General features: G+C 73.0%; 27 protein-coding genes, 1 tRNA gene, 1 other RNA gene and 1 riboswitch. Of the genes, 19 read left to right on the top strand and 10 right to left on the bottom strand.

Features of this window, described 5'->3' with window-relative positions; genetic code table 11:
* Positions 1 to 17: 17 nt before the first annotated feature.
* The 8 genes from ACFWEJ_RS05065 to ACFWEJ_RS05100 all read right to left on the bottom strand — a co-directional run bounded on the left by ACFWEJ_RS05065 (position 18) and on the right by ACFWEJ_RS05100 (position 7547).
* Entirely contained in the window at positions 18 to 932 is a 915-nt protein-coding gene (locus ACFWEJ_RS05065) for a DUF4097 domain-containing protein (protein WP_377228118.1), read from the bottom strand.
* Positions 932 to 1591, bottom strand: a complete 660-nt coding sequence (locus ACFWEJ_RS05070; RefSeq protein ID WP_377228119.1) for a LuxR C-terminal-related transcriptional regulator — start codon at positions 1589 to 1591, stop codon at positions 932 to 934. The genes ACFWEJ_RS05065 and ACFWEJ_RS05070 overlap by 1 nt, the downstream gene beginning before the upstream one ends.
* Entirely contained in the window at positions 1579 to 2982 is a 1404-nt protein-coding gene (locus tag ACFWEJ_RS05075) for a histidine kinase (RefSeq protein ID WP_377228120.1), read from the bottom strand. The genes ACFWEJ_RS05070 and ACFWEJ_RS05075 overlap by 13 nt, the downstream gene beginning before the upstream one ends.
* A gap of 86 nt (positions 2983 to 3068) precedes the next feature.
* Positions 3069 to 4289: an acyl-CoA dehydrogenase family protein gene (locus ACFWEJ_RS05080; protein ID WP_377228121.1), complete on the bottom strand. Its 1221-nt coding sequence runs from the start codon at positions 4287 to 4289 to the stop codon at positions 3069 to 3071.
* Between the two features lie 50 nt (positions 4290 to 4339).
* The gene (locus ACFWEJ_RS05085) at positions 4340 to 5491 is read right to left on the bottom strand and encodes a Gfo/Idh/MocA family protein (protein WP_377228122.1); all 1152 of its coding nucleotides are present in this window, start codon (positions 5489 to 5491) and stop codon (positions 4340 to 4342) included.
* 19 nt (positions 5492 to 5510) lie between these two features.
* Positions 5511 to 6197 carry a nicotinamide riboside transporter PnuC gene (gene pnuC / locus ACFWEJ_RS05090; RefSeq protein ID WP_377228123.1) on the bottom strand — a complete coding sequence of 229 codons (687 nt, stop codon included), beginning with the start codon at positions 6195 to 6197 and terminating at the stop codon, positions 5511 to 5513.
* A gap of 114 nt (positions 6198 to 6311) precedes the next feature.
* A riboswitch (FMN riboswitch) is annotated at positions 6312 to 6447 on the bottom strand.
* A gap of 82 nt (positions 6448 to 6529) precedes the next feature.
* Positions 6530 to 7279: a helix-turn-helix domain-containing protein gene (locus ACFWEJ_RS05095; protein WP_377219627.1), complete on the bottom strand. Its 750-nt coding sequence runs from the start codon at positions 7277 to 7279 to the stop codon at positions 6530 to 6532.
* Between the two features lie 10 nt (positions 7280 to 7289).
* Positions 7290 to 7547, bottom strand: coding sequence for a hypothetical protein (locus ACFWEJ_RS05100; protein ID WP_377228124.1), 258 nt, complete (start codon positions 7545 to 7547; stop codon positions 7290 to 7292).
* Positions 7548 to 7571: 24 nt separating this feature from the next.
* Between ACFWEJ_RS05100 and ACFWEJ_RS05105 the strand changes: the two genes are divergently transcribed.
* The 13 genes from ACFWEJ_RS05105 (at position 7572) to ACFWEJ_RS05165 (ending at position 19039) form a co-directional block, all read left to right on the top strand.
* The gene (locus ACFWEJ_RS05105; protein WP_377228125.1) at positions 7572 to 8189 is read left to right on the top strand and encodes a DsbA family protein; all 618 of its coding nucleotides are present in this window, start codon (positions 7572 to 7574) and stop codon (positions 8187 to 8189) included.
* 38 nt (positions 8190 to 8227) lie between these two features.
* Positions 8228 to 9157 (top strand): LLM class F420-dependent oxidoreductase, encoded by a 930-nt coding sequence (locus ACFWEJ_RS05110; RefSeq protein ID WP_377228126.1) that lies wholly within the window; start codon positions 8228 to 8230, stop codon positions 9155 to 9157.
* A 127-nt stretch (positions 9158 to 9284) separates the two neighbouring features.
* Positions 9285 to 10145: a serine aminopeptidase domain-containing protein gene (locus ACFWEJ_RS05115; protein WP_377228127.1), complete on the top strand. Its 861-nt coding sequence runs from the start codon at positions 9285 to 9287 to the stop codon at positions 10143 to 10145.
* Between the two features lie 66 nt (positions 10146 to 10211).
* Positions 10212 to 11474 (top strand): uracil-xanthine permease family protein, encoded by a 1263-nt coding sequence (locus ACFWEJ_RS05120; protein ID WP_377228128.1) that lies wholly within the window; start codon positions 10212 to 10214, stop codon positions 11472 to 11474.
* A gap of 96 nt (positions 11475 to 11570) precedes the next feature.
* Entirely contained in the window at positions 11571 to 12239 is a 669-nt protein-coding gene (locus ACFWEJ_RS05125) for a TetR family transcriptional regulator (RefSeq protein WP_377228129.1), read from the top strand.
* Positions 12236 to 13219: an ATP-binding cassette domain-containing protein gene (locus ACFWEJ_RS05130; RefSeq protein WP_377228130.1), complete on the top strand. Its 984-nt coding sequence runs from the start codon at positions 12236 to 12238 to the stop codon at positions 13217 to 13219. Before ACFWEJ_RS05125 ends, ACFWEJ_RS05130 begins: the two co-directional genes overlap by 4 nt.
* Positions 13216 to 14886 (top strand): ABC transporter permease, encoded by a 1671-nt coding sequence (locus ACFWEJ_RS05135; protein ID WP_377228131.1) that lies wholly within the window; start codon positions 13216 to 13218, stop codon positions 14884 to 14886. The genes ACFWEJ_RS05130 and ACFWEJ_RS05135 overlap by 4 nt, the downstream gene beginning before the upstream one ends.
* Before the next feature lie 136 nt (positions 14887 to 15022).
* Positions 15023 to 15319 carry a type II toxin-antitoxin system VapB family antitoxin gene (locus tag ACFWEJ_RS05140; RefSeq protein ID WP_377228132.1) on the top strand — a complete coding sequence of 99 codons (297 nt, stop codon included), beginning with the start codon at positions 15023 to 15025 and terminating at the stop codon, positions 15317 to 15319.
* Positions 15320 to 15338: 19 nt separating this feature from the next.
* The gene (locus tag ACFWEJ_RS05145) at positions 15339 to 16001 is read left to right on the top strand and encodes a LytR C-terminal domain-containing protein (protein ID WP_377228133.1); all 663 of its coding nucleotides are present in this window, start codon (positions 15339 to 15341) and stop codon (positions 15999 to 16001) included.
* Positions 16002 to 16011: 10 nt separating this feature from the next.
* Entirely contained in the window at positions 16012 to 16629 is a 618-nt protein-coding gene (locus ACFWEJ_RS05150; RefSeq protein ID WP_377228134.1) for a hypothetical protein, read from the top strand.
* A 40-nt stretch (positions 16630 to 16669) separates the two neighbouring features.
* A complete protein-coding gene (locus tag ACFWEJ_RS05155) occupies positions 16670 to 17392 on the top strand; it encodes a YcnI family protein (protein WP_377228135.1) in 723 nt (240 codons plus the stop codon).
* An 86-nt stretch (positions 17393 to 17478) separates the two neighbouring features.
* The gene (locus ACFWEJ_RS05160; protein ID WP_377228136.1) at positions 17479 to 18228 is read left to right on the top strand and encodes a TetR/AcrR family transcriptional regulator; all 750 of its coding nucleotides are present in this window, start codon (positions 17479 to 17481) and stop codon (positions 18226 to 18228) included.
* Positions 18229 to 18307: 79 nt separating this feature from the next.
* Entirely contained in the window at positions 18308 to 19039 is a 732-nt protein-coding gene (locus tag ACFWEJ_RS05165; RefSeq protein WP_377228137.1) for a hypothetical protein, read from the top strand.
* A gap of 63 nt (positions 19040 to 19102) precedes the next feature.
* Here ACFWEJ_RS05165 and ACFWEJ_RS05170 read toward each other — a convergent pair whose 3' ends face one another.
* Positions 19103 to 19951: an SDR family NAD(P)-dependent oxidoreductase gene (locus ACFWEJ_RS05170; protein ID WP_377228138.1), complete on the bottom strand. Its 849-nt coding sequence runs from the start codon at positions 19949 to 19951 to the stop codon at positions 19103 to 19105.
* Positions 19952 to 20026: 75 nt separating this feature from the next.
* Between ACFWEJ_RS05170 and ACFWEJ_RS05175 the strand changes: the two genes are divergently transcribed.
* Positions 20027 to 20494, top strand: coding sequence for a MarR family winged helix-turn-helix transcriptional regulator (locus ACFWEJ_RS05175; RefSeq protein ID WP_377228139.1), 468 nt, complete (start codon positions 20027 to 20029; stop codon positions 20492 to 20494).
* A gap of 47 nt (positions 20495 to 20541) precedes the next feature.
* Here the strand turns inward: ACFWEJ_RS05175 and ACFWEJ_RS05180 are convergent.
* Positions 20542 to 20626: transfer RNA gene (locus ACFWEJ_RS05180), tRNA-Ser, on the bottom strand.
* A gap of 175 nt (positions 20627 to 20801) precedes the next feature.
* Between ACFWEJ_RS05180 and ffs the strand changes: the two genes are divergently transcribed.
* From ffs to ACFWEJ_RS05205, 5 genes are all read left to right on the top strand, one after another.
* Positions 20802 to 20898, top strand: an RNA gene (gene ffs, locus ACFWEJ_RS05185) — signal recognition particle sRNA small type.
* A gap of 380 nt (positions 20899 to 21278) precedes the next feature.
* A complete protein-coding gene (locus ACFWEJ_RS05190) occupies positions 21279 to 22166 on the top strand; it encodes a MetQ/NlpA family ABC transporter substrate-binding protein (protein WP_377228140.1) in 888 nt (295 codons plus the stop codon).
* Complete coding sequence (locus ACFWEJ_RS05195; protein ID WP_377228141.1) at positions 22166 to 23218, top strand: methionine ABC transporter ATP-binding protein; 1053 nt, start codon at positions 22166 to 22168, stop codon at positions 23216 to 23218. Before ACFWEJ_RS05190 ends, ACFWEJ_RS05195 begins: the two co-directional genes overlap by 1 nt.
* Positions 23215 to 23877 (top strand): methionine ABC transporter permease, encoded by a 663-nt coding sequence (locus ACFWEJ_RS05200; RefSeq protein WP_377228142.1) that lies wholly within the window; start codon positions 23215 to 23217, stop codon positions 23875 to 23877. The genes ACFWEJ_RS05195 and ACFWEJ_RS05200 overlap by 4 nt, the downstream gene beginning before the upstream one ends.
* A gap of 18 nt (positions 23878 to 23895) precedes the next feature.
* Positions 23896 to 24231: a hypothetical protein gene (locus tag ACFWEJ_RS05205; RefSeq protein WP_377228143.1), complete on the top strand. Its 336-nt coding sequence runs from the start codon at positions 23896 to 23898 to the stop codon at positions 24229 to 24231.
* The last annotated feature ends 30 nt before the right edge of the window (positions 24232 to 24261 follow it).

Here is a 24261-nt window from a genome sequence, read left to right on the forward strand (position 1 = left end):
CCGGGCGGCGGCGTCGCCTACTCGTCGAGGTAGGCGACGTCGCCGTTCGAGCTGCGCATCTCGACGGTGCGGGCGGCGTCCGGGTCGACCGGTCCCTCGACGATCTCGTCGCCGTTCGACGTCTGCATCGTCAGGGCCACCGGCCCGCCGTCGCCGTGCACCGTGATCCGGCCGTTGCTGGTCTCGGCGTAGACGTTCCCGGCCACGGCCGAGATCTCCACCGACCCGTTGCTGGTCGTCGCCGAGGCGTCGCCCGTCACGGACTCGACGGTGATCCGGCCGTTGCTGGTGTCGCCGGTGACGGTGCCGTCCACGTCGCCCACGGAGATCTCGCCGTTGGAGGTGGAGACGTCCACGTCCGCGCCCGCGTTCGCGACCGTGATGTCGCCGTTGCTGGAGCGGGCCGACAGCGGGCCGGCGATGTCGGTGGCCTCGACGTGGCCGTTGCTCGACTGCGCGGACACCTCGCCGGCCACGCCGCTCGCGACGACGTCGCCGTTCTCGGTGCGGATCACCACCTCCGTGTCGGCGGGCAGCGTCACGTCGAGCTCCCCGGAGCAGCGGGAGAAGATGACGGACCACCCGCAGCGGTGCGTGATCTCCAGCCGGTTCGCGGACTCGTCCGCCGCGTACTGCGGCGACCGCACGCCGCTGTGCGCGATGGCGTCCACGGCGACGTCGCCGTCGGCCGCGGTGACGGTCACGTCGCCGTCCGACACCAGCTCGACGGTCCCCGCCGCCGCGTAGGTGTGCCGGGTCGTGGTGGTCTCGGACATCATCAGGTCGACGAGGAACAGCGCCCCGAAGCCGACGACGACCACACCGAGCACCACGCCGAGCGTGGTCAGCACACGGGCGGTCGCGCCGCGCTGCGGGGGGCCGGGCGCGAACCCGGCGTCCTGGGGGTAGCTGTCGGGAGCAGGCTGTGTCATCAGCGGGATCCGTTCTGGTCGAGCCAGCGCAGCACGGCGAGCACCCGGCGGTGGTCGTCGGCGGCCGGCGGGAGGCCGAGCTTGGTCAGGATGTTGGTGACGTGCTTCTCCACCGCGGCCAGCCCCACGACAAGGCGGTCCGCGATGGCGGCGTTGGACCGTCCCTCCGCCATGAGCGCGAGCACCTCGCGCTCGCGGCGGGTCAGGACGTCGAGGTCGGAGCCGGGGTGGCGGGCGATGATCTGCGTGACCACCTCGGGGTCGACGACGGTGCCGCCCCCGGACACCCGGGCGACGGCGTCGAGGAACTCGTCGACGTCGGCCACGCGGTCCTTGAGCACGTAGCCCAGGCCTCGCGCGCCGCGGGCGAACAGCTCGCTCGCGTAGCTCTGCTCCACGTACTGCGACAGCACGAGCACGGGCAGGTCCGGGTGCAGGCTGCGCAGGTGCACGGCGGCGCGCAGCCCCTCGTCGGTGTGCGACGGCGGCATGCGGACGTCGGTGACGAGCAGGTCGGGCAGCGGGGTCCCCGGCGTCGACAGCGCGCGGACCAGGTGGTCCGCCGTGCCGTACCCGGTCACCTCGTGCCCCTCTGCCGCGAGCAGGCGGGTGAGGCCGTCCAGGAGGAGGACGGAGTCCTCCGCGATCACGATGCGCACGGGACCTCCACGGTCAGGCGGGTGCCCGCGCCGGGCGGGCTGTCGAGCTCGAAGGTGCCGTCCAGGGCCGCGACCCGGCCGCGCAGGCCGGCGAGCCCGCTGCCGGGGGACAGCCCGGCGCCGCCGCGGCCGTCGTCGGACACGGCGACGCGCAGGCGTACCGGGTGGTCGTCGGGCACGAGGCTCGCGTGCACCAGGACCCGGTCCGCCGCGGCGTGCTTGGCCACGTTGGTCAGCGCCTCCGCGACCACGAAGTACGCCGCGGCCTGCGCTGCCGGACTGGCGGGCGAGAGGTCGCCCGTCACCTCCACCCGCACCGGGACCGGGCTGCGGCCCGCGAGCGCGGACAGGGCGGCGTCGAGCCCGCGGTCCGAGAGGACGGCGGGGTGGATGCCGCGCACCAGGTCGCGCAGCTCGGCGAGGGTCTCCTTGATCTCGCGGTGCGCGAGCTCCAGGGCGGCGACGGCGTGCTCGGGGTCCTTGTCGGCCAGGCGGCGGGCCACGCCGAGCTCGACGCCGAGGGCGACCAGGCGCTGCTGGGCGCCGTCGTGCAGGTCGCGCTCGATGCGGCGGCGCTCGGTGTCGGCGGCGGAGACCGCCGCGGTGCGCGATTCGGTGAGCACCACGGCGCGCTCGCGGGCGGTGTGCGCGGCGGCCTCGGCCAGGCGCGTCTCCCGCTCGGCGGCGGCGGCGCGGGCGTGGGCCACCTCGGCTGCGGACGGGCCGAGCAGCACCGTCGAGAGGCGCACCATGAGGTACGACCCGTACTGCGCGAGGGCGGCGGCCGCCCAGACGAGCACGACGGCGCCGCCGAGGGCTCCGACGACCGTGGCCGGCCAGGGCAGGCCGGACCACTGCGCGAGCGCGCTGTCCCGGCCCACCAGCGTGAAGACGACGGCGGCGACCGCCGCGGCCGCCAGGGCGGTCGTGACCGAGAAGAACACGCAGGTGGTGAGCATCCCGAGGAAGGCGTGCAGCGTGGCGGCCCAGGCGCGGTCGTCGCGGACGGGCGCCCACAGCCGGGACCAGAAGGTGGGCCGGACCGGCGCGGGCGGCGGCTGCGGGGCGGGGATCCGGACGCCGGTCTGCCGGGCGACGCGGGCGCGTTCGGCCGTGCCGTACCGGCGGGCGAGGACGAGGCAGAAGGCGAGCATCGGCACCCCGATGCCGAGCGCGGGGACGAGCCCGGCCGAGACCAGGACGAGGATCCAGAGGACCAGGCCGGCCGTCAGGTGCCAGATCCAGCCCACGGCCAGCGCGGCGACGGCGCGCCGGGTCGCGGGGTCGTACGGGCCCCGGAGGAACCCCGCGCCCGAGGTCAGCGCGGGGGCTACCTGGTCCGCGAGGGTGCGGGGCGGGGGCGCCGGCGTCGGGCCGTCATCGCTGGTCATGGACACGACACTAGGCGGACCAGCGCCCCCGGCACATTGAGTGCACCCACCGGGTGCGGGTGGGGTTTTCCCTACCTGCGGCGCGCTCAGGCGAAGGCGCTGGTGCCCGTGATCTCGCGGCCGATGATGAGGGCCTGCATGCTCTCGGTGCCCTCGTAGGTGTGCAGGGCCTCGATGTCGGCGAAGTGCCGGGCCACGCGGTTCTCCAGCAGGATGCCGTTGCCGCCGAGCAGGTCGCGGGCGATCGACGCGATCTCACGGGCGCCGCGCGTGCAGGTGTACTTGGCGAGCGAGGCCTGCGGCCCGGTGAGCTGCTCGGCCTCGTCGAGCCGCGTCATCTGCTTCACGAGGAGCTGCATCTGCGTGAGGATCGACAGCATCTTCGTGAGGCGCTCCTGCACCATCTGGCTCGCCGCGAGCGGGCGGCCGAACTGCACGCGCTGCTTGGAGTAGGCCACGGCGGTCTCGTAGCAGGCGATGGCCTGCCCGACGGCGCCCCAGGCCACGCCGAGCCGCGTGGCGAACAGCACCCGGCCGGTGTCCTTGAACGACCGCGACTTCGGCAGCAGGGCGTCGGCCGGCACGAACACGTCGTCCAGCACGATGTGCGCCTGGTGGATGGCGCGCAGGGAGAGCTTGCCCTGGATGGTCGTGGCCTCGTAGCCCGGGGTGTCCTGCGGCACGATGTAGCCGTGGACCTGGCCGTCCTCGCCGCGCGCCCAGACCACGGAGATGTCGCCGATCGAGCCGAAGCCGATCCACTTCTTCTCGCCGTTGATCACGTACCCCTCGACGCCGTCGCGCGTCTCCTTCACGGCGGAGGTCTCCAGGCCCACGGAGTCCGAGCCGTGCGTGGGCTCGGTGAGGGCGAAGGCGCCCAGGATCTCGCCGCGGGCCATCGGGCCGGCGTACTTCTCGATCTGCTCGTCGGAGCCGAGCATCACGATCGAGCGCAGCGCGAGGCCGCCCTGCACGCCGCAGATGGTGGTCACGGAGCCGTCACCGCGCGACATCTCCATCGCGGACAGGCCCTCGGCCATCTTGGAGATCTTCGGGAAGCCGGGCACGTCCACGCCGTCCCGCAGGAAGTCCAGCTCGGCCATGCGCTTGACCAGGTCCATCGGTACCTCGTACCGCTCCCAGTAGCCGTCGATGACGGGGAGCACCTCGTCCTGCACGAACTGGCGGACGGCGAGCTGCTGTGCCCGCTCCTCCGCCGTGATGTCGGCAAAGGCGCCGGCGAAGTCGATGTCGAGCGGCTGCGTGACGTCGTAGTCGGGCGCCGTCACTCCTGGGGTCTGAGTCATGCTCCCCATGGTGCGCCGGTACCGGATCTCAGGTCAAGCGATACTACGTCTCACCCGATCGACGCCTCGGCGTGGTGGCAGGCGCGCCCGTGCGCCCACGGCTGCGGCCGGGTCCGCACCCGTTCGCCCGACGCCGCGGCGCGCCGCACCTCGAGCTGGAGGTACTGGTCCTGCGCCGCCTCGGCCACGGAGTACGGCGGCGTCGCGCCGTGCAGGACGTGGTCGGCCATGTCGGCCACGATGCGCGCGATCGACAGCTCGTCGTCGGGCAGGCGGGCCGGGCGGAACGCGTTGTGGTGCAGCCACTCGCCGTCGAGGGTGTACCCGCGCAGGAACAGGCCCTCGTGGCTGCCGGCGCCGCCCGCGGCCACCCGCTCCAGCGTGGAGTGCCGCGGCTGTCCGTCGGCACCGATCGTGCGGACGACGTCGTCGCGCAGCTCGCCCCGCTCGCCGCGCACCAGCAGCGCGGGGGAGCGCACCCAGGAGCGGTACTGGACGTCGTCGAACTCGTAGGTGCCGAGACGGTCGCCGTAGTCCAGCCACGCGGTCGCGTGCACCGTGTCGACCAGGGTGAGGTCGTCCGGGTCGTCCGCCCGGCTCGGGCTCGGCAGCACCCGGCGGGCGTCGCGCCGGGCGGTGATCTCGACGTCCTCGAAGCCGGCGCCCAGGGCGCGGCGCAGCACGCTGAGGCCGTGGTAGTCGTGCGCGACGGCGACGTGGGCGTCGGTCACGGCGCCGAGCAGGCCGGACGCCGCGACCGCGAGCTGGGCCTCGATCAGCGGCTCCAGGTGGTACTGCTCGGCCACGTGCACGCAGGCGCCGTCGTCCACGAGCCGCTGCAGCGCGGTCAGCTCCTCGACCGTGCCGGCTGCCGGCGTCTCCGTGAGCACAGGGACGCCGGCGGCGGCCAGGTCGCGGATCACCGGCTGGGCCGCGCCCGCGGGGAGGGTCAGCAGCACCAGGTCCGGGGCGCCGCCGTCGAGCAGCTCCCGCACGGTGGCAAAGGCCGGGGCGGGCAGCCCCGGCAGCCCGGCGGCCGGCAGGCCGCGGACCGCCAGTGCCTCGCGGTCCGCCGCGTTGCGGGTGGCGATCCCGGCCACCTCGAAGCGGTCCGGCAGGGCGTGCAGCACCCGCAGCATGGTGCGGGCGCGAAAGCCCGAGCCGACGATCCCGATCCTGGCCGTGCGCTCCTGTGCGTTCACGAGCGCCGACGGTACGCGATCAGGCGGTCGCGACCGCCGTGCGGTCCGGGCCGGCGTTCTCCCGGCGGCTGATGCGCCACCACGCGAAGAAGCCGAACAGCGTGAACGCGCCGTAGATCACGTACATCATCGCGGTGGCCCAGTACCCGGCGGAGAAGAGCAGCGGGACGCCCACGAGGTCGACGGCCACCCAGATCAGCCAGAACTCGACCCAGCCCTTGGCCATGCCGTAGGTGGCGAGCACCGAGCCGGTGAAGATCCAGGCGTCGGCCCACACCGGCTCGTACGAGCCGAGGGCGCGGAAGAGGGGGGTCAGGAGTAGGGTCCCGGCGAGCATCCCGGTCACGAGGCCGATCCGGACCCGCCACGAGGCCCAGCGCGGATGCACCGCGACCGTGCCGGCGCCGCCGGAGCGCTGGGTCTGCCGCCAGCGGTACCAGCCGTAGATCGAGACCGCGATGAACATGATCTGGCGGGCGGCCTGGCCGAGCATGTCCGCCCGGCCCGTCTCGCCGAACCAGGAGCCCATGAAGACGGTGAAGAGCAAGATGTTGCCGACGATGCCCACCGGCCACGCCCACACCTTGCGGCGCAGGCCGCCCAGTGCGGAGGTCAGGCCGAACAGGTTGCCGATGACCTCGCGCCAGTAGATCTGCTGGTCGCCGACCAGGAACGTCGCGTCGTAGGCGGCGCGGAACCAGTCCATGTCTCTTCCCTCTTCCGAAGTCCGCACACGGGACTCCGGGGTGAGGGCCGGCGCGCCACGAGGGCGCCGACGACGGTGCGGTGCCGGGGCCCCGAGGGGTCGACGGCGCGCGCCGCACGTGCTTCCTCCCATCCGGACTTTCACCGTCGGTCCTGGAGTTCCACCAGGTCAACCGGGTTCTCCCGAAGGAGCACCCGGGTCGCGGACTATTACCGCCGGCTCGGAATTTCACCGACCCCGGAGCACGTGTGCAACTGCTGCTGCACGATGTCTAGCGGAACACAGGATGCCACGGCGGCATTCCCGGCCGGAAGCGCCGCAGGCCCCGGGTGTCAGACGAGCGCGTCGCGGACGGCGCGGGCCACCTCGTCGGGCCCGGCCACGCCCTCGACGACGGTGACGACGACGCGGCGGGTGACCGGGGTGCCGTCGTCGGCCAGGGGGCTGGCGGCGGTGCCGAGCACGGCGGCCCGGCGCAGGTCGGCGAAGGCCTCCTCCAGCTCGGGCCGCAGCTCGAGCGACGGCGTGCGCAGCCAGCGCCGCAGGATCGCGTTGTGCACCGCGACCACCGAGGCCGCGAACGCGATCGACGCCGTGGAGGCGGAGCGCTCGGGCGGCAGGGTGTCGCGCAGGTAGTGCGTGAACGCCCGCTCGTAGCGGTGCGTGGTGATGAGCTCGCGGTCGCGCAGGGCCGGGACCTGCTGCAGCAGCGCGTACCGGGCCAGGGAGGTCTCGCGCTGGCCCACGTGGTGGTCGAACACCATGCGCGCCGCGCGGCACACCTCGAGGTACGGGTCGACGTCGGGGTCCCAGGCGCGCCCCAGGTCGTGGCCGGACTCCTCGCTCGCCCGCGCGTCGGGGCGGGTCGCGGCCAGCATGACCACCACCTCCTCGAGCAGCAGCTCGTGGTCCGCGAAGACCACGTCCTCCTTCGAGCGGAACCGGCGGAAGAACGTCGCGCGGCTCACCTTCGCGGCGTCGGCGATCTCCTCGACGGTGGTTCCCTCGTACCCCTGTCGAGTGAACAGGTCCACCGCGGCGTCGACTGCCTGCGCGTGCGTGTGGGTACGGACGGCGGTCATGCCAGGCAGGCTACCGCGTGCTCCCCGGGCGCCGTGAAGAGTCTTTGAGCGAAGAATGCGGTTCATGATGCGAATTTTCCCGTTTGCCGGAGATCTTCCCTGACTGCAGTCTGCGCAGGTAGCGCACCTCGCGCACGGCCATCAGCAGGCCGAGAACACCGGGTACGGCGGACCACGGGTGACCGAGGAGCACGCCCACCAGACACACCAGAAAGATCACCCCGCCGGCCACGACGGTGGCGAGGCTTCCCCATCGGATCCCGGTCACGCGGTTGAGCGTAGTCTGCTGCGCGTGACCGAGACCGCAGCCCGTCCCGTCGTCGACGTCTACGTCGACCCCATGTGCCCCTTCGCCTGGATCACGTCGCGCTGGGCCCTCGAGGTGGCCCAGATCCGCGACGTCGAGCTCACCTTCAAGCTGATGAGCCTCTACCTGCTCAACAAGGACCGGGACATCCCGGACGACTACCGGGCCCGCATCGAGCGCTCCCGGGGCATCGGCCGCATCGCCGCGGCCGTGCAGACCGACCACGGCCCCGAGGCCTTCTCAGCCTTCTACACCGCCGCCGGGACGCGCATCCACAACCAGCAGGACAAGGCCTTCGACGACGTGGCCGTCGCGGCGCTCGCCGAGGCCGGCCTGCCCGCCGCGCTCGCGGAGGCGGGCACCTCGGAGGACTACGACGAGGAGCTCGCCGCGTCCCACGAGGCCGGCATGAAGCCCGTCGGGGACGACGTCGGCACGCCCACGATCCACGTCGACGGCGTCGCGTTCTTCGGCCCGGTGCTCACGCGTATCCCGCGCGGCGAGGAGGCGGGCGCGCTGTTCGACGCCTCCGTGACGCTGGCGCGCTACCCGTACTTCTACGAGATCAAGCGGTCGCGCACCACCGACCCCCAGTTCGACTGACCACCACCGGCACCAGACCCACCGGCACCAGAGGAAACATGACTCTCGACCTGCGTATCTTCATCGAGCCCCAGCAGGGCGCCAGCTACGACGACCAGCTCGCCGTCGCGCGCGCGACCGAGGAGCTCGGGTTCAGCGCGTTCTTCCGCTCCGACCACTACCTCGCCATGGGCGACAGCGACGGCCTGCCCGGCCCCACCGACTCCTGGATCACGCTCGCCGGCCTCGCCCGCGAGACGTCCACGGTGCGGCTCGGCACGCTCGTCTCCTCGGCGACGTTCCGGCACCCGGGCGTGCTGGCCATCCAGGTGGCGCAGGTGGACCAGATGTCCGGCGGCCGCGTGGAGCTGGGCCTCGGCACCGGCTGGTTCGCCGCCGAGCACGCCGCGTACGGCATCCCGTTCCCCGAGAAGCGGTTCGGCATCCTGGAGGAGCAGCTCGCCGTCGTCACCGGGCTGTGGGGCACGCCCGTGGGCGAGAAGTTCTCCTTCTCGGGCGAGCACTACCAGGTCACCGACTCGCCGGCGCTGCCGAAGCCCGCGCAGGCGAAGATCCCGGTGCTCGTCGGGGGCGGCGGCCCGCGCCGCACGCCCGCGCTCGCCGCGCGGTACGGCGACGAGTACAACCAGTCCTTCCCGGAGATCAGCGCGATCGGCCCGCGGATCAAGGTGGTCGAGAAGGCGCTGTCCGACGCCGGGCGGGAGCCCGGCTCGATCGTCCAGTCGGTGGCGCTCGTCGCCGCGATCGGCCAGGACGAGGCCGAGTTCACCCGCCGCGCCGCCGCGATCGGGCGCGAGCCCGGCGAGCTGCGCGAGCACGGCATCGCCGGCACCGTCGCCGAGGCCGCGGACCGGCTCAAGGCCCTGGAGGCCGAGGGCGTCCAGCGCGTCTACCTGCAGGTGCTCGACCTGGCGGACCTCGACCACCTCGACCTGGTGGCGCGCGAGGTGCGGCCGCAGCTCGGCTGACGCCGCCCCGCCTGGCTCCCGGGCCGCCCCGCCACCGCGGGGCGGCCTGTCTGCTTCCGCAGGCCGTCGCGGTGAATGTTCCCTAGGGTCGTCCCAGCCGCTCCCTGCGACGCACCCAGGAGAAGTCATGCAGAGCTTTTCTCGTGCCGCCCGTGCTTCCCTGGCGGCCACGGCGCTCGTCGCCGGGATGTTCGTCGTCGGACCCGCCGCCTCCGCCGTCGACGGCTTCCGGCGGGGGCCGGACCCGACCGAGGCGAGCGTCGAGGCGCCGCTGGGCCCGTTCGACGTCGGCGTCGCCGTCATCTCCCGGGCCGCCGCCGTCGGGTTCGGCGGCGGCACCGTCTACTACCCGACCGACACCTCCGAGGGCACGTTCGGCGCGGTCGCCGTCTCGCCGGGCTACACGGGCACGCAGGCGAGCATCGCGTGGCTCGGCCCGCGGCTGGCCTCGCAGGGCTTCGTCGTGGTGACCATCGACACGTTCACCGGCGGCGACTCGCCCGCGAGCCGCGGCGACCAGCTCCTCGCCGCGCTGGACCAGCTGCGGGGCACCGAGGTTGCCGACCGGATCGACCCCGCGCGGCTCGCCGTGATGGGCCACTCGATGGGCGGCGGCGGCAGCCTGGAGGCGGCCAAGGACCGGCCGACGCTGCGCGCCGTCGTGCCGCTCACGCCGTGGAACGTGGACAAGACGTTTCCCGAGGTCAGCGCGCCCACCCTGGTGGTAGGGGCCGAGCGCGACACGGTCGCCCGGGTGCGCCTGCACGCCGAGCCGATGTACGAGTCGCTCCCGGGCGGCGGCGACAAGGCCTACCTGGAGCTGCGCGGCGCGGCGCACGACGCGCCGAACTTCCCCGACCCGACCATCGCCCGGTACGCCATCTCGTGGCTCAAGCTTTACGTGGACGACGACGAGCGCTACGCCCGGTTCCTCTGCCCCGCCCCGGAGCCGGACGAGCAGATCAGCGAGTACCGCAGCACCTGCTGACCCGGCCGCACCCGTTGACCTATAGGATCCGCGCGACAATCCCGTTGCGAGATCAAGGACAACACAATGCGACTCGGCTGGAAGCTGCACGGTGACGGTGCCCGCATCGCACCCGGAGAGGTGGTCGCCCCCCACGAGCGGCTGAGCTGGCCACGGACCGTCGGGATCGGCCTGCAGCACATCGTCGCGATGTTCGGCGCCACCTTCCTGGTGCCGGTCCTGACCAAGTTCGACCCGGCGACCACGCTGTTCTTCTCGGCGATCGGCACCATCGCCTTCCTGCTCATCACGGGCAACAGGCTGCCGAGCTACCTGGGGTCGAGCTTCGCGTTCATCGCGCCGATCACCGCGGCCACGGCGTCGGGCGGGCAGTCCGTCGCCGTCGGCGGCATCCTCGCCACCGGCCTGCTCCTGGCCCTCGTCGGCGTGGTGGTGCACTTCGCGGGAGCGCGCTGGATCCAGCTCATCATGCCGCCCGTGGTCACCGGTGTGATCGTGGCGCTCATCGGGCTCAACCTGGCGCCGGTGGCGTGGAGCAACTTCCAGCTCGCCCCGCTGACGGCCGTGGTCACCCTTGCCTCGATCATCCTGATCCAGGTGCTGTTCCAGGGGATCATCGGCCGCCTCGCGATCCTGCTCGGCGTGGTGATCGGCTACGCGTTCGCGAGCGTGCGCGGCGAGGTCAGCTTCGTGGACGTGCGGAAGGCCGACTGGTTCGGCCTGCCGCACTTCACCGCGCCGTCGTTCGACCCGGCCGTGCTCGGCCTCTTCCTCCCGGTCGTGCTGGTGCTCATCGCGGAGAACGTGGGCCACGTGAAGTCGGTGGCCGCGATGACCGGCCGCGACTATGACAAGCTCACCGGCCGCGCGCTGTTCGCCGACGGCCTCGCGACCACGCTGGCCGGCCTCGGCGGCGGCTCCGGCACCACCACGTACGCGGAGAACATCGGCGTCATGGCCGCCTCCCGCGTGTACTCCACGGCGGCCTACTGGGTGGCCGCGTTCGGCGCGCTGGCGCTCAGCCTCTCGCCCAAGTTCGGCGCGCTGATCAACACCGTCCCGGCGGGCGTGCTCGGCGGCGTCACGACCATGCTCTACGGGATGATCGGCATCCTCGGTGCCCGCATCTGGGTGCAGGCGAAGGTCGACTTCTCCGACTCGGTGAACCTGACCACGGCGGCCGTGCCGCTGATCATCGGCATCGCCAACTTCACGTGGACGGCGGGCGACCTGCAGTTCGGCGGCATCGCGCTCGGCACCGCCGCGGCCCTGGTCATCTACCACGTCATGCGGGCGATCGGCCGCTGGCGCGGCACCGCCGAGGGCTGATCCCCACCACCTGTCAGACGTGCAGGTCACCCCGGTGACCTGTACGCCTGACACGGGTATGGACAGTGGGCTGAACGCGTGGTTAGCATGTTGAACATGCGTTCAGCCCGCCCCGGACCAGCCGACGAGGACCTCACGGCCCGCGCCCGGATCCGCGACGCCGCGATCCACCGGTTCGCGGTGGAGGGCTTCGGCGCGCCGGTGCGGACGGTCGCGGCGGACGCCGGCGTGAGCGCCGGCCTGGTGATGCACCACTTCGGCTCCAAGGAGAACCTCCGCGCCGAGTGCGACGCCCAGGTGCTGGCCACGATCCGCCGGCTCAAGCAGGAGAACGTCGCCATCGTCGCGGCGGGCCAGAGCTTCTTCCACCGGTTCGCGGCCGTGGACGAGAACGCGCCCCTGGTCGGGTACATCCTGCGGTCCATGCAGGACGGCAGCCCGCTCGCCCGCGAGTTCATCGACCACATGGTCACCGACGCCGTCGGCTACCTCCAGGAGGGCGTCGCCGCGGGCGTGATCGTGCCCAGCCGGGACGACGCCGCCCGGGCGCGGTACCTCACGCTCTCGTCCCTCGGCGCGCTGCTGCTCGAGGTGACGCTCAGCCCGCCGTCGGACCCCGCCGACCTGGTGGGCATCGTCCGCACCTTCTTCACGAACAGCTACCTGCCCATGATGGAGCTGTTCACCGAAGGGTTCCTCACCTCTCGCCGCACGCTCGACGAGTACCTCCAGTACGTCCCAGAACCGGGAGCGAGCAACTCATGACCGTGACACCCGCGATCGAGATCCACGACCTGCACAAGTCCTTCGGCGCCGTGAAGGCGCTCGACGGCCTGAACCTGACCGTCCGCCCGGGAGAGGTCGCGGGGTTCCTCGGCCCCAACGGGGCGGGCAAGTCCACCACCATCCGCGTGCTGCTCGGCCTGCTGCGGCCCGACTCCGGACGGGCCAGCCTGCTCGGCGGCGACCCGTTCGCCCAGGCCGTCGACCTGCACGGGCGGCTCGCCTACGTGCCGGGCGACGTCACGCTCTGGCCCAAGCTCACGGGCGGCGAGGCGATCGACCTCCTGCTCCGGCTCCGCGGGGTCAAGGTCGACCGGACGCGCAAGGAGCGCATGCTCCAGCGCTTCGAGCTCGACCCGACCAAGCGGGCCGGCACCTACTCCAAGGGCAACCGGCAGAAGGTCGCCCTGGTCGCGGCGCTGAGCGCCGACGCGGAGCTGCTGGTGCTCGACGAGCCGACCTCCGGGCTGGACCCCCTCATGGAGGCGGTGTTCCAGGACTCCATCCGTGAGGCGACGGCCACGGGCACCTCGGTGCTGCTCTCCAGCCACATCCTCGGCGAGGTCGAGGCGCTGTGCGACACCGTGACGATCATCCGCAACGGCAAGGACGTGCAGTCCGGCACGCTCGCCGAGCTGCGCCACCTCACGCGGTCCAAGGTCTCGGCCGTGGTCAGCGGGGACGTCACCGCGCTGGACTCGGTCGCGGGCGTGCACGACCTCGTCGTGAGCGACGGCGGGGGCGCGGCGGCGTCCGGCGCGCCGTCGTCCCGTATCGCGTTCCACGTGGACGACGACGCGCTGCCGCAGGTCACGAAGGTCCTGGCGAGCCTGGAGCCGCACGGCCTGACCATCGAGCCGCCGTCGCTGGAGGAGCTGTTCCTGCGGCAGTACGGCGACGAGCTCGAGCGGCTCGAGGACGCGCCCGCCGCCGACGGCTCCCTGAAGGCGGGCCGGCGATGACCGCGACGACGCTGCCGGCCGTCCCGGTGCTGGAGCGCCCCGCGCTCGCGCTGCGCGGCGCCTTCGCGGGCACGGGCGACCTGCTGCGGCTCGCGCTGCGGCGCGACCGCGTGCTCCTGCCTGCGCAGATCCTCGTGTGCGTGCTGCTGTTCGTCAGCACCCTGAGCTCGGTGTCCGAGCTGTACGGGACCCAGGAGCAGCGCGACACGATCCAGGCCACCCTGGTGACCAACCCGGCCTTCCTGGTGCTGCTCGGGCCCTACGAGAACACGGGGTCGATCGCGTCGACGGTCTCGTGGCGCGTCGGCATCTTCATGGTCGCCGTCTTCGGCGTGCTCGCCGCGATGGCGGTGGTGCGGCACACCCGCAAGGAGGAGCAGCTCGGCCGGCTGGAGCTCGTGCGGGCCGCCCGGGTGGGCTCGCTGGCGCCGCTGGTCACCGGCCTGGTCATCGGGGTGATCTTCTCGGTCGTCTCGGGCGCGCTGACCACCGCGGTGGTGTGGTCCGAGGGGCCGTCGGCCGGCGCCGTGGCCCTCGGCGCCCAGGTCGCCGGGATCGGGCTGGCGGCGGCCGGCCTCGCGGCGGTGGCGGCGCAGGTCGCCTCGTCGTCCCGCGCGGCGAACGCGCTCGGCGTGTGGGTCGTCATCGGCGGCTACCTGCTGCGCGGCGGTGCCGACGTCGACCCGGACGCGCTCGGCTGGCTCCACTGGGTCTCGCCGGTCGGCTGGGCGCAGCAGATCGATCCCTACGGCGCGAACGACTACGGGCCGTTCCTGCTGTGCGCCGCGCTGTTCGTCGTGGGCGGGGCGGCCGCCGGCTGGCTGACCCTGCACCGCGACCTGGGCGCGGGTTTGATCGCGGAACGGCGGGGGCCCGCGCACTCGACGTCGCTCACCTCGACCGGGGCGCTCATGGCGCGGCTCACCCGCTCCTCGTTCGTGGTCTGGGCGGCCTCGATCGGCGTCTACATGTTCTTCGTCGGGTACCTCATGGCGACCGCCGGGGACCTGGTGACCGAGAACGAGCAGTTCGCCGACTACATCGCCGCGATGGGCGTCCGGGGCTCCGACATCGCCGCGGGCTTCGCCGCGCTCATCATGTCCTGGACGGCCTACGCGGGTGCCGGCTACGGCGTCACGGTGGTCCAGGACATCCGCGGGGAGGAGGCGCTGGGGCGCACCGAGGCGGTGCTCGCCACCCGCACGTCCCGGTCCGGATACCTCGGCGCCTGGCTGGCCGGGGCGGTCGGCGGGGCGATCCTGCTGCTCGGCGTGGCGGGGCTCGCCCTCGGGGCGGGCAACGCCCTGGCGTCCGACACCGGGTGGGGCGAGTCGCTCGGCGACGGGCTCGGCGCGGCCGTGGTGCACGTGCCGGCCGTGCTGGTCGTGATCGGACTCACGTCCGCGCTGTTCGGCTGGTTCCCGCGGCTGGTGGGCCTGGGGTGGGCCGTCATCGCGGCGAGCTTCCTGGTGACACTGCTCGGCAGCCTGCTCGACCTGCCGGACGCCGTCGTCGACCTGTCGCCGTTCGCGCACGCCCCGGCCGTGCCGGCAGTGGCGTGGGCCGACGTGGACTGGGCCCCGCTGGGCTGGCTGCTCCTGATCGCGTTCGCCCTGCTCACGCTCGCGTTCGCCGGATTCCGGCGCCGCGACGTGCCGGTCGTCTGACCGCCGCCGGGCAGGGGGCCAACTGTTCTCGGGTTCCGCGTTCCGGTAGGGTTCAGGACGCCGTCCGGTGTCAGCAGGCAGGTTCGCACAGCCGCTCCCGGACCGTGCCCCCGCCGAGTCCAGTGAGGACGGACCGATGATCTTCAAGGCCGTAGGAGACGGCCGCCCGTACCCCGACCACGGGCGGACGCGCACCCGTGACTGGGTCGACGTGCCGCCACGCCAGGTGCGGCTCGACGAGCTGGTGACCACCAAGCGCACCCTCGACCTCGACCAGCTCCTCGCGGAGGACTCCACGTTCTACGGCGACCTGTTCGCCCACGTCGTGGAGTACGAGGGCACGCTCTACCTGGAGGACGGCCTGCACCGTGCCGTGCGCGCCGCCCTCCAGCAACGTCCAGTCCTGCACGCTCGCGTGCTCACCATCCGCTGACCTCAGGTAGGTTCGTCGCGTGACATCCCCCGGGTACGACCAGGCGCGCGTGGAGCGCCGGCGCCGAGAGCACGAGCGCCAGGCCGTGGTCTTCGGTGTGCTCATCGCCTTCCTGGCGGTCTGTGGCATCTTCGCGCTCGCGGTCTACTCCGGCGCGATCAGCTCGCCGTTCAACCGCCCCTTCACCACCGTCGGCGTGGGGGAGCAGGAGACCTACCCGGTCCCGTGCCTGCCTCCGATCAAGGGCCAGCCCGACGGCGCCCTGCCGACCGCCTATTCGGACGTCGAGGTCCGCCTGCTGAACGCGTCGGAGGAGATCGGCCTGGCCAGCGCGCACGAGTCGGTGCTCGCGGACCGCGGGTTCAGCATCGTGGCCAAGGGCAACGTGCCGATGCAGCTCCAGGAGTCGGAGATCCGGTTCGGCCGCAAGGGGATCGTGCAGGCGTACACGCTCGCCGCGCAGTTCCCCGAGATCCGGCTCGTCCTCGACGACCGCACCGACCGCAAGATCGACCTGCTCATCGGCGAGGAGTTCGAGGCACCGCTCGACGTCGAGGACGTCGAGCTGGCGTCCGACCAGCCCCTGCTGAACGCCGAGGGCTGCGTGCCCGCGAAGTCGATCGAGCCGGTGGAGCAGGTCAAGCGGACCAAGACCGGCGACGAGGGCCAGCCCGCCAAGTAGGGTCTGTGCCGTGCTGACGCCGTCCTCGGGAGCAGTGGGCCTCGGCCGCGCGCTCCTGTGGGCGGCGGTCGTGCTCTCGCTGTCCCTGGCCGCGCACTTCGAGGCGGGCGGTCACGTGCCGCCCATCGAGGCGATCGCCCTGCTGGGCGCCCTGCTCCTCGCGGCCGCCGCGGTCGCGGTGCGGCGGCAGATCCGCTGGCCGGGCGGCCTCGCACTGGCGGGCCTCGGCCAGTACGCCTCGCACCAGGCATTCTCCTTCCTCGCCGGCGCCTGCCCGCCGTCCGCGCTGCCCGACGGCGGGGCCGCGTCCGGGGCGCACGCGCACCTGGCGGGCGCCGTCCCCGGGGTGTACGGGGCGTGCGTCGGAGCCGCCGAGCCGGCGGCGATCGCCCCCGGCATGCTCGCGTGGCACGCGGCGGCGACCCTCGTCTCCGTCGGCCTGCTGGTGGGCGTCGAGCGTGGTGTCTGGCTGCTCGCGACATGGCTGGTCCGGCCGCTCACGGTGGAGCCCCTGCGGCTCCCGGCCGTGCGCCGCGCCCCCGTGCGGGCGGTGCTCCGCACGGTGCCGGGCCGGGTGGACGTGCACGTGGCGCCGGAGCGGGGACCGCCGGTGTGGGCTCCGGCCTAGCCGCACGCCCCCACCCACCCCGTACCGAAGGACCGAGCACATGACTCGCTTCAGCCTGCCCACCCGCCGCGCCCTCGCGGCCGTCCCCGCCACCGCCGTCCTGGTGCTGCTGCCGACCGTGGCCTACGCCCACGTCGGTGTGAGCCCCGACACGACCGCCGCCGAGAGCTACGCGAGCCTCACGTTCCGCGTGCCGACCGAGTCGGACACCGCGTCGACGGAGCAGCTCGTCGTCGACCTGCCCACGGACACCCCGTTCCTCAGCGTCACGCCGCGCAGCCTGCCCGGCTGGGACGTCGAGGTGGAGGTCGAGAAGCTCGACGAGCCGTTCGAGGTCGAGGGCGCGACCGTCGACGAGGCCCCCGCGCGCGTCACCTGGACGGCCCAGAAGGGCCACGAGGTGCCGCCGCACGAGTACCAGGAGTTCGCCGTGCGGGTCGGGGCGCTGCCCGCCGAGGGCACCGAGGTCGTGCTCCCCGCCCACCAGACGTACACCGACGGCAGCGTCGTCGACTGGGACGACCTGGCCGGCGACGACGGCAAGGAGCCGGAGGCGCCCGCGCCCCTGTTCACGACCACCGCCGCCGAGGGCGACGGGCACGGCGGCGGCCACACGGACGCCGCGGCGTCCGGCGCGGACGGTGCGGCGGCGGTCGGCGACGAGCCCGCCGTCGACCCCGTGGGCCGCTGGCTCGGCGCGGCCGGGATCCTCGTCGGCGCCGTCGGGATCGGCGTCGCGCTGGTCACCCGCCGCCGCGCCTGACCGGCCGTCGGGGTGGCGGTCCCGCGTGCAAGACTGGGAGCTCACGCGCCGGACGACGGGCGCGTGAGCAGCACCGCAGGAGGACCGTGACCGCCACCCCGACGCGCAGGCAGCGACTACGTGCCGAGCTGTTGCGTGACGCGCGTGCCGCCGGCCGCCGGCTCCTCGCTGACCACGGGGTGGACGGCGTGACGGTGGTCGCGGTCGCCAAGGAGGTCGGGATCGCCGGCCCGGGGATGTACCGGTACTTCGAGGGACGCCCCGGGCTGCTCGCCGCCGTCTACGACGACACGCTGGACGAGCTCGTCGCCTACCTGGAGGCCGCGGTCGCGCGGCAGCCGGACGACGACCACGCCGCGCGGCTCCACGCCGCGACGCACGCGCTGTTCGTGTGGTGCCGGGGCCACCGGAACGAGTTCGACCTCCTGCTCGGGGCCGACGCGCAGCACGCGGTCGGGGTCTCCGGTGCGGCCCGGCCCCACTTCGTGCACCGGCTCGGCTCCGTGTTCGTGCCGAGCTTCGCCGCCCTGTGGCGGCAGGGCGTCCCCTTCCCGGCGGACGCCGACGTCGCCCCCGGCCTGGCGCCGGAGCTCGACGCGTACCGGGCCGTGCTCACGCAGGACAGCCCCGGCGTGGCCGAGGAGCTCCCCGTGGGTGTGGTCCACACGATCATGGTGTTCTGGCGCCAGGTCTACGGCCTGCTCTGCATGGTGGCCTACGACCAGCTCGACTACGCGTTCGGCAACTTCGACGCCATGTTCGACGACATGATGCGGGGGCTCCTGGCGTCGCTGGGGCTCGAGCCGAGCCCCCGGGTGCGCCTCGTCGAGCCCTGAATTCCTCGCCCCGGAGCCGGCTGTCCGGATAGAGTGCTGCGCCGGTCACTTCGGAGTTTTCGCCCGGGACGGGAGTCGGATGGAGCGCGATCTGCGACGGGACGCGCTCGCAGCCGCGCGCCGGCTCCTGGAGGCCGACGGCGTCCGCGGCGTCACGTCGTCCGCCGTCGCCCGCGACCTCGGCGTGCCGGACGCCGAGCTGGGCCGCGCCGGCCTGGACCGCGTGGCCCTGCTGGAGGCCCTGTACGAGTCGACGATGGACCGCCTGCTGGCGTTCCTCGGCGCGGCGGTGGCCCAGCAGGACCCCGACGACCTCGCGGCGCAGGTCGAGGCGGGCACGCACGCGATCGTCGTCTGGTGCGGCACGCACCGCGCCGGGTTCGACCTGCTCATGGGGCCGGGCTTCCGGCAGGCCGTGGGCGCCCGCGCGGCCGTGCGGCAGAGTGTCGCCTCCCGGCTCGGCGGCGCCTGGGTCCCCCTGTTCGACCGGGTCCGGCGCACGGGTGCGCCGTGCCCGCCCGACGCCGACATCCCGCCGGAGCTGGCCGAGCAGCTCGGCGTGTACCGGCGGCTGCTCCTGCGGGCCAACCCCGCGATGGGGGACGACCTGCCGCTGGGCGTCGTCTACCTGATGACCGTGGGCTGGCGGCAGATCTTCGGCTTCCTGTGCATGCTCTCGTTCGACCCGGCGGCCCGCCCGGTGAGCGCGTTCGGCGACGCGATCGCCCAGCTCAACCGGTCGCTCCTGGAGCTGGTGGGCCTGGCGCCGAGCCCGGCGGTGCGGCTGGTCCAGGTGCCCGACGCCGCCTGACGGACGGCGGCGCCTGACCGGCGGCGGCGCCTGACCGGCGGCGCCTGACCGGCGGCGGCGGGGTCAGGCGAGCAGCCGTTCGGTCGCCTCCCACAGCTCGCGCTGGACCGCCGGGTCACGGCCCGGCGCCGGGCACTCCAGCGGCCGGGCGTCCCGCACGGACAAGTAGCCGCCCGTGCGGGTCGCGAGCTGCGGGTCGGTCACCAGCCGCGTGATGATCCCCGCTCCGCGCGCGGGGTCGCCGATCCGCAGGCGGTGCAGGGTCTTCTCCAGGGCCCCGGCGAACGGGAGCTCGCGCCCGAGCCCGGTGGTGTTGAACCCGGGGTCGCAGCAGTTGGCCGTGACGCCCGTGCCCGCGAGCCGTCGTGCCAGCTCCTGGCTGAACATGATGTCCATCAGCTTGGTCCGTCCGTAGCGCGCGGCCGACGCGCGCCGGCCGTACGGGGCCGTGAGGGTGAGGTCGCGCGCCGGGTCGATGCCGCCGGAGTGCCGGGCGGCCTCGGACGCGACGGTGACCACGCGGGCCGGAGCAGACATGACGAGCTTGTCGAGCAGCGTGTTCGTGAGGAGCCAGGGCGCGACGTAGTTCACTGCGGTCATCTCGTCGAGGCCGTCCACGGTGAGACGCCTGCTGAACGCGTGCAGCCCGGCGTTGTTGACGAGGGCGTCGATCCGGTCGTAGCAGGCCCCGACAGCCCGGCCCACCCGGCGCACGTCGTCCGCGGAGGACAGGTCGGCCACGAAGACGTCGACGGCGGCGGCCGGGGCGACGTGCGCGATCTCGGCGCGCAGCGCGTCCGCCCGGGCTGCGCTGCGGGCGACGATCCCCAGGTCGAGCCCCTGTCGGGCGAGATCGAGCGCGACGAGCCGGCCGAGCCCGTGGGTCGCTCCGGTGATGACGGCGGTGGTCATGAGGGATCTCCCTTATCGTGAGGTACCTCAATGATGCACGATGCTGAGGTACCTCACGAAATCAAGGGAGCGGGCATGGGCGACAGCAACGGCGCGGGGGAGATCGGCCTGCGCTACCTGACGACGTCGGCCCGGCTGCGGCGGACGGTGGACGAGCACCTGGCCGGGAGCGGGGTATCGCTCGCTCAGACGAAGATCCTGCAGGTGCTGGCCCGGAGCGGCCCGATGAGGCAGGCGCGGCTGGCCGTGGAGCTCGGGTACGCAGCGCGCTCGATCACCCAGGCCGTCGAGGCCATGGAGCGGGACGGCCTCGTCCGGCGGGCGGCGGACCCGACCGATCTGCGCGCCAAGGTGGTGACGACGACCGAGGAGGGCGCCCGGGCGCTCGCCGTGGGTGAGGCGGCGGGCGACGAGATCCTGCGGCGGATTTTCGGCGACCTCGGCCCGGACCGGCTGGCGGCCCTCGGTGAGGTGCTCGCCGTCCTCGACGACGCCACGGCGCCGGCCGCGGAAGGGTCCGCGCCGGCTGCGGAAGGGCCCTGAGGCAACGATGACGCGAGACATCGGTGATGTCTCGCGTCATCGGACTGCGGAGGATGGGGGATTCGAACCCCCGAGGGCGTTAACCCAACACGCTTTCCAAGCGTGCGCCATAGGCCACTAGGCGAATCCTCCTCGCGCTCCGCACCAGGGCGGGCGCGCGACCACGGACCGGAGTCTGGCGCGGCCTGACGAGGATACCGGACGCCGTGCCCGGACAACGAATCGGAATCCGGGAGTGGCGCTGTGAGGTCGCGAACAGCGGGTTCTGCCCGGTTCGGTCCGGGCCGCCGGATCGGTTAGGCTTGCGGCAGACCCCTCGTGCGGCACCATCTCGCCGAACTCCCCCAGGGCCGGAAGGCAGCAAGGGTAAGTGAGCTCTGGTGGGTGTGCGAGGGGTCCTTTCATGCCCGGAATCTCGCGGGTCCGCCACAATGTGGACGGACTTTGGTCCGCATCGTGGGATTTTCCCCGCAGGGATTGGCTTCGACGCCGTGCAGTGACGCACGATGTCCGTATGACCCGCACCTGGACCTCCGCCACGACGTCGCGCACCTGTCGCGACGCCATGTGTCGCGGCCGCGTGCGTGGCGGGCGAATGCTCGAGCGCTGACAGCGCCGCACGTTCCCGCGGTCCCTCCCGGACCGCCCCGCATCGTCCCGAGCTCGCCACGTTGCTGATGGCCGTGGCCCGCCGTCGTCTCACACCCTCGGCCTGCGCCCGACGCAGGCCCCCCGCATCCTGAGCACAGGCATACCCGCGCCCGTGCGCCCGAGAGGACCACCCATGTCTCGTTTCACCTCCGTACTGACCGCCGGCCTCGCCGTCACCGCCGTCCTGGCGCTGAGCGCCTGCGGCAACGCCGAAGAGGCCGCGCCCGCCACCGGCTCGGCCGACGACCCGGTGCGCATCGGCGTCGTCAACTCCGGCGACGACTACTGGAACACGTTCACCGACCTGGCCGAGGAGGAGGGCATCAGCGTCGAGCTGGTGAACTTCAGCGACTACCAGCTCCCCAACCAGGGGCTGACCGACGGCGACCTGGACCTGAACCAGTTCCAGCACCTGCAGTTCCTCGCCAACTACAACACCGCCACCGGGTCGGACCTCACGCCGATCGCGGCGACCGCCGTCTACCCGCTGGGCCTCTACTCGCTCAAGCACGACAGCGTGGAGGAGATCCCCGAGGGCGGCGAGATCGCCATCCCGAACGACGACACGAACCAGGCCCGTGCGCTGCTCGTGCTGCAGGAGGCCGGCCTGGTCGCCCTGCGCGACGGCGGCAGCGCGTTCTCGACGCCGGCCGACGTGCTGGAGGACGAGTCGAAGGTCACCGTGACCCCGGTCGACGCGGCCCAGACGGCGCTCGCGCTGCAGGACGTCGACGCCTCGATCATCAACAACGACTTCGTGGGCGACGCCGACCTGACCTCCGACGACGCCATCTTCTCCGACGACCCGGACGCCTCGGCCGCCGAGCCGTACATCAACGTGTGGGTGGCCCGCGGTGACGACGCGGACAACGAGGTGTTCCAGCAGCTCGTCGAGATCTACCACTCCCCGGAGGTCGAGAAGGGCGTGATCGAGGCCTCGGGCGGCACTGGCGTCATCAAGGACAACTCGGCCGCCGAGCTGCAGGAGATCCTGGCCGGCATCCAGGAGGACGCCTCCTGATGCCTGCGGCGACCAGCAGCATCATCCGGTTCGAGGGCGCCAGCAAGGTGTTCCCGGGCCGGGGTAAGGGCGTCGAGGTGCGCGCCGTCGACGACGTCACGCTCGACATCCGTACGGGCGAGATCTTCGGCGTCATCGGGCAGTCGGGTGCGGGCAAGTCCACCCTGGTCCGGCTGATCAACGCGCTCGAACGCACCACCGGCGGCGACGTGGTGGTCGACGGCCTCTCGCTCGGCTCGCTGAGCGAGGCGCGCCTGCGGCCGGTCCGGGCCGGGATCGGGATGGTGTTCCAGCAGTTCAACCTGCTGACCTCCCGGACCGTCTCGGGGAACGTCGGCTACCCGCTGGAGGTCGCCGGCTGGTCGCGCGCGAAGCGCGACGCGCGGGTCGCCGAGCTGCTGGAGTTCGTCGGCCTGGCGGACAAGGCGGGCGTCTACCCGTCCACGCTGTCGGGCGGGCAGAAGCAGCGCGTCGGGATCGCCCGCGCGCTCGCCACGAACCCGCGCATCCTGCTCGCGGACGAGGCGACGTCGGCCCTGGACCCCGAGACCACGCGCGACGTGCTGGACCTGCTCCAGCGCGTCAACCGTGAGCTCGGGATCACCGTGGTCGTCATCACGCACGAGATGGACGTCGTGCGCTCGATCTGCCACCGCGTCGCGGTGATGGAGCGGGGGCGGGTCGTCGAGGTGGGGGAGGCCTATCAGGTCTTCAGCTCGCCCCGGCACGACACCACGCGGCGGTTCGTCGCCACCGCGCTGCGCGACCGGCCGTCGCCCGAGGTGCTGGCGCGCCTGCGGACGCGGCACACCGGGCACATCGTGACCGTGGGTGTGGACGAGGTGGCCGGGTCGTCGGCCGTGCTCACGCGCACCCTGCGCGAGCACGGCGTGGACGGCACGGTCGTGTACGGCGGCATCACGGAGGTCGCGGAGCGGCCGTACGGGTCGCTGACGGTGGAGCTCGTCGGCGACGGCGGCTCCGTGGAGGCCGCCGTCGCGGCGCTGCGCGCCGTGACCTGGGTGGACGATCACGGGAGGGCGGACGCATGAGCGCGGACTGGGAGCGGCTGACGCCGCTGCTCTGGGAGGCCGCCGGCCAGACGGCCTACATGGTGCTGATCACCCTCGCGGTGGGCGGGTTCTTCGGCCTGGCGCTCGGGCTCGGGCTGTACCTGACGCGGCCGGGCAACCTGCTGCAGCACCGGTTCGTCTTCGCCGTGCTGAACCTCGCGGTGAACATCGTGCGGCCCATCCCGTTCATCATCTTCCTCGTGGCGCTCGGTCCGCTGACCCGCGCCGTCGTCGGCAAGACGATCGGCATCGAGGCGTTCACGTTCGCGATGTCGATCATGGCGACGTTCGTCTTCGCGCGGCTCGTGGAGCAGAACCTCGTCTCGATCGACCCCGGTGTGGTCGAGGCGGCACGGGCCATGGGGGCGTCGCCCTTCCGGATCGTGCGCACCGTGCTGGTGCCCGAGGCGCTCGCGCCCCTGGTCCTCGGCTACACCTTCCTGTTCGTGGGTGTGCTCGACATGTCCGCGATCGGCGGCTACCTGGGTGCGGGCGGCCTGGGTGACTTCGCGATCGTCCAGGGCTACCGGCAGTACGACTGGGCGGTGACCGCCGTCGTGGTGGTGATCATCGTGGTGATCGTCCAGGCTGTGCAGTGGCTCGGGAACGGCCTGGCGCGCCGTGCGCTGCGCCGCTGACGTGGGAGAGTGTGGCCCATGTCGGACCAGCCGCAAGCCCCGTACCCGGCCCAGCAGCCGCTCGCGCCGCAGCCGATCAGCCCCGCCTACCGGAAGTGGGCCACCGCCCTGCTCTGGATCGCGGTGATCCTGCTGGCCTTCGTGGTGGTCGCGGTCGTGGCCAGCATCGTGCTGCTCGTCGTGGCGGACAACAGCTCCAGCGGCGGGGCCGCCGCGTACGGCTACCTCGCGATCTTCCTCTGGTTCGCGATCGTCGCCGTGTTCCCGCTCCTCCTGGGCGCCGGGATCCCCGGCCTGGTCATGCGGGCGCGCGTGCGGCGCACGCCGCAGGCGCTCGGCGGCACCGCGGCGTGACCTGACGACGTGGCCGTCCACCTGTGGACC

Source organism: Promicromonospora sp. NPDC060204 (assembly GCF_042728455.1).
Classification (GTDB): domain Bacteria; phylum Actinomycetota; class Actinomycetes; order Actinomycetales; family Cellulomonadaceae; genus Promicromonospora.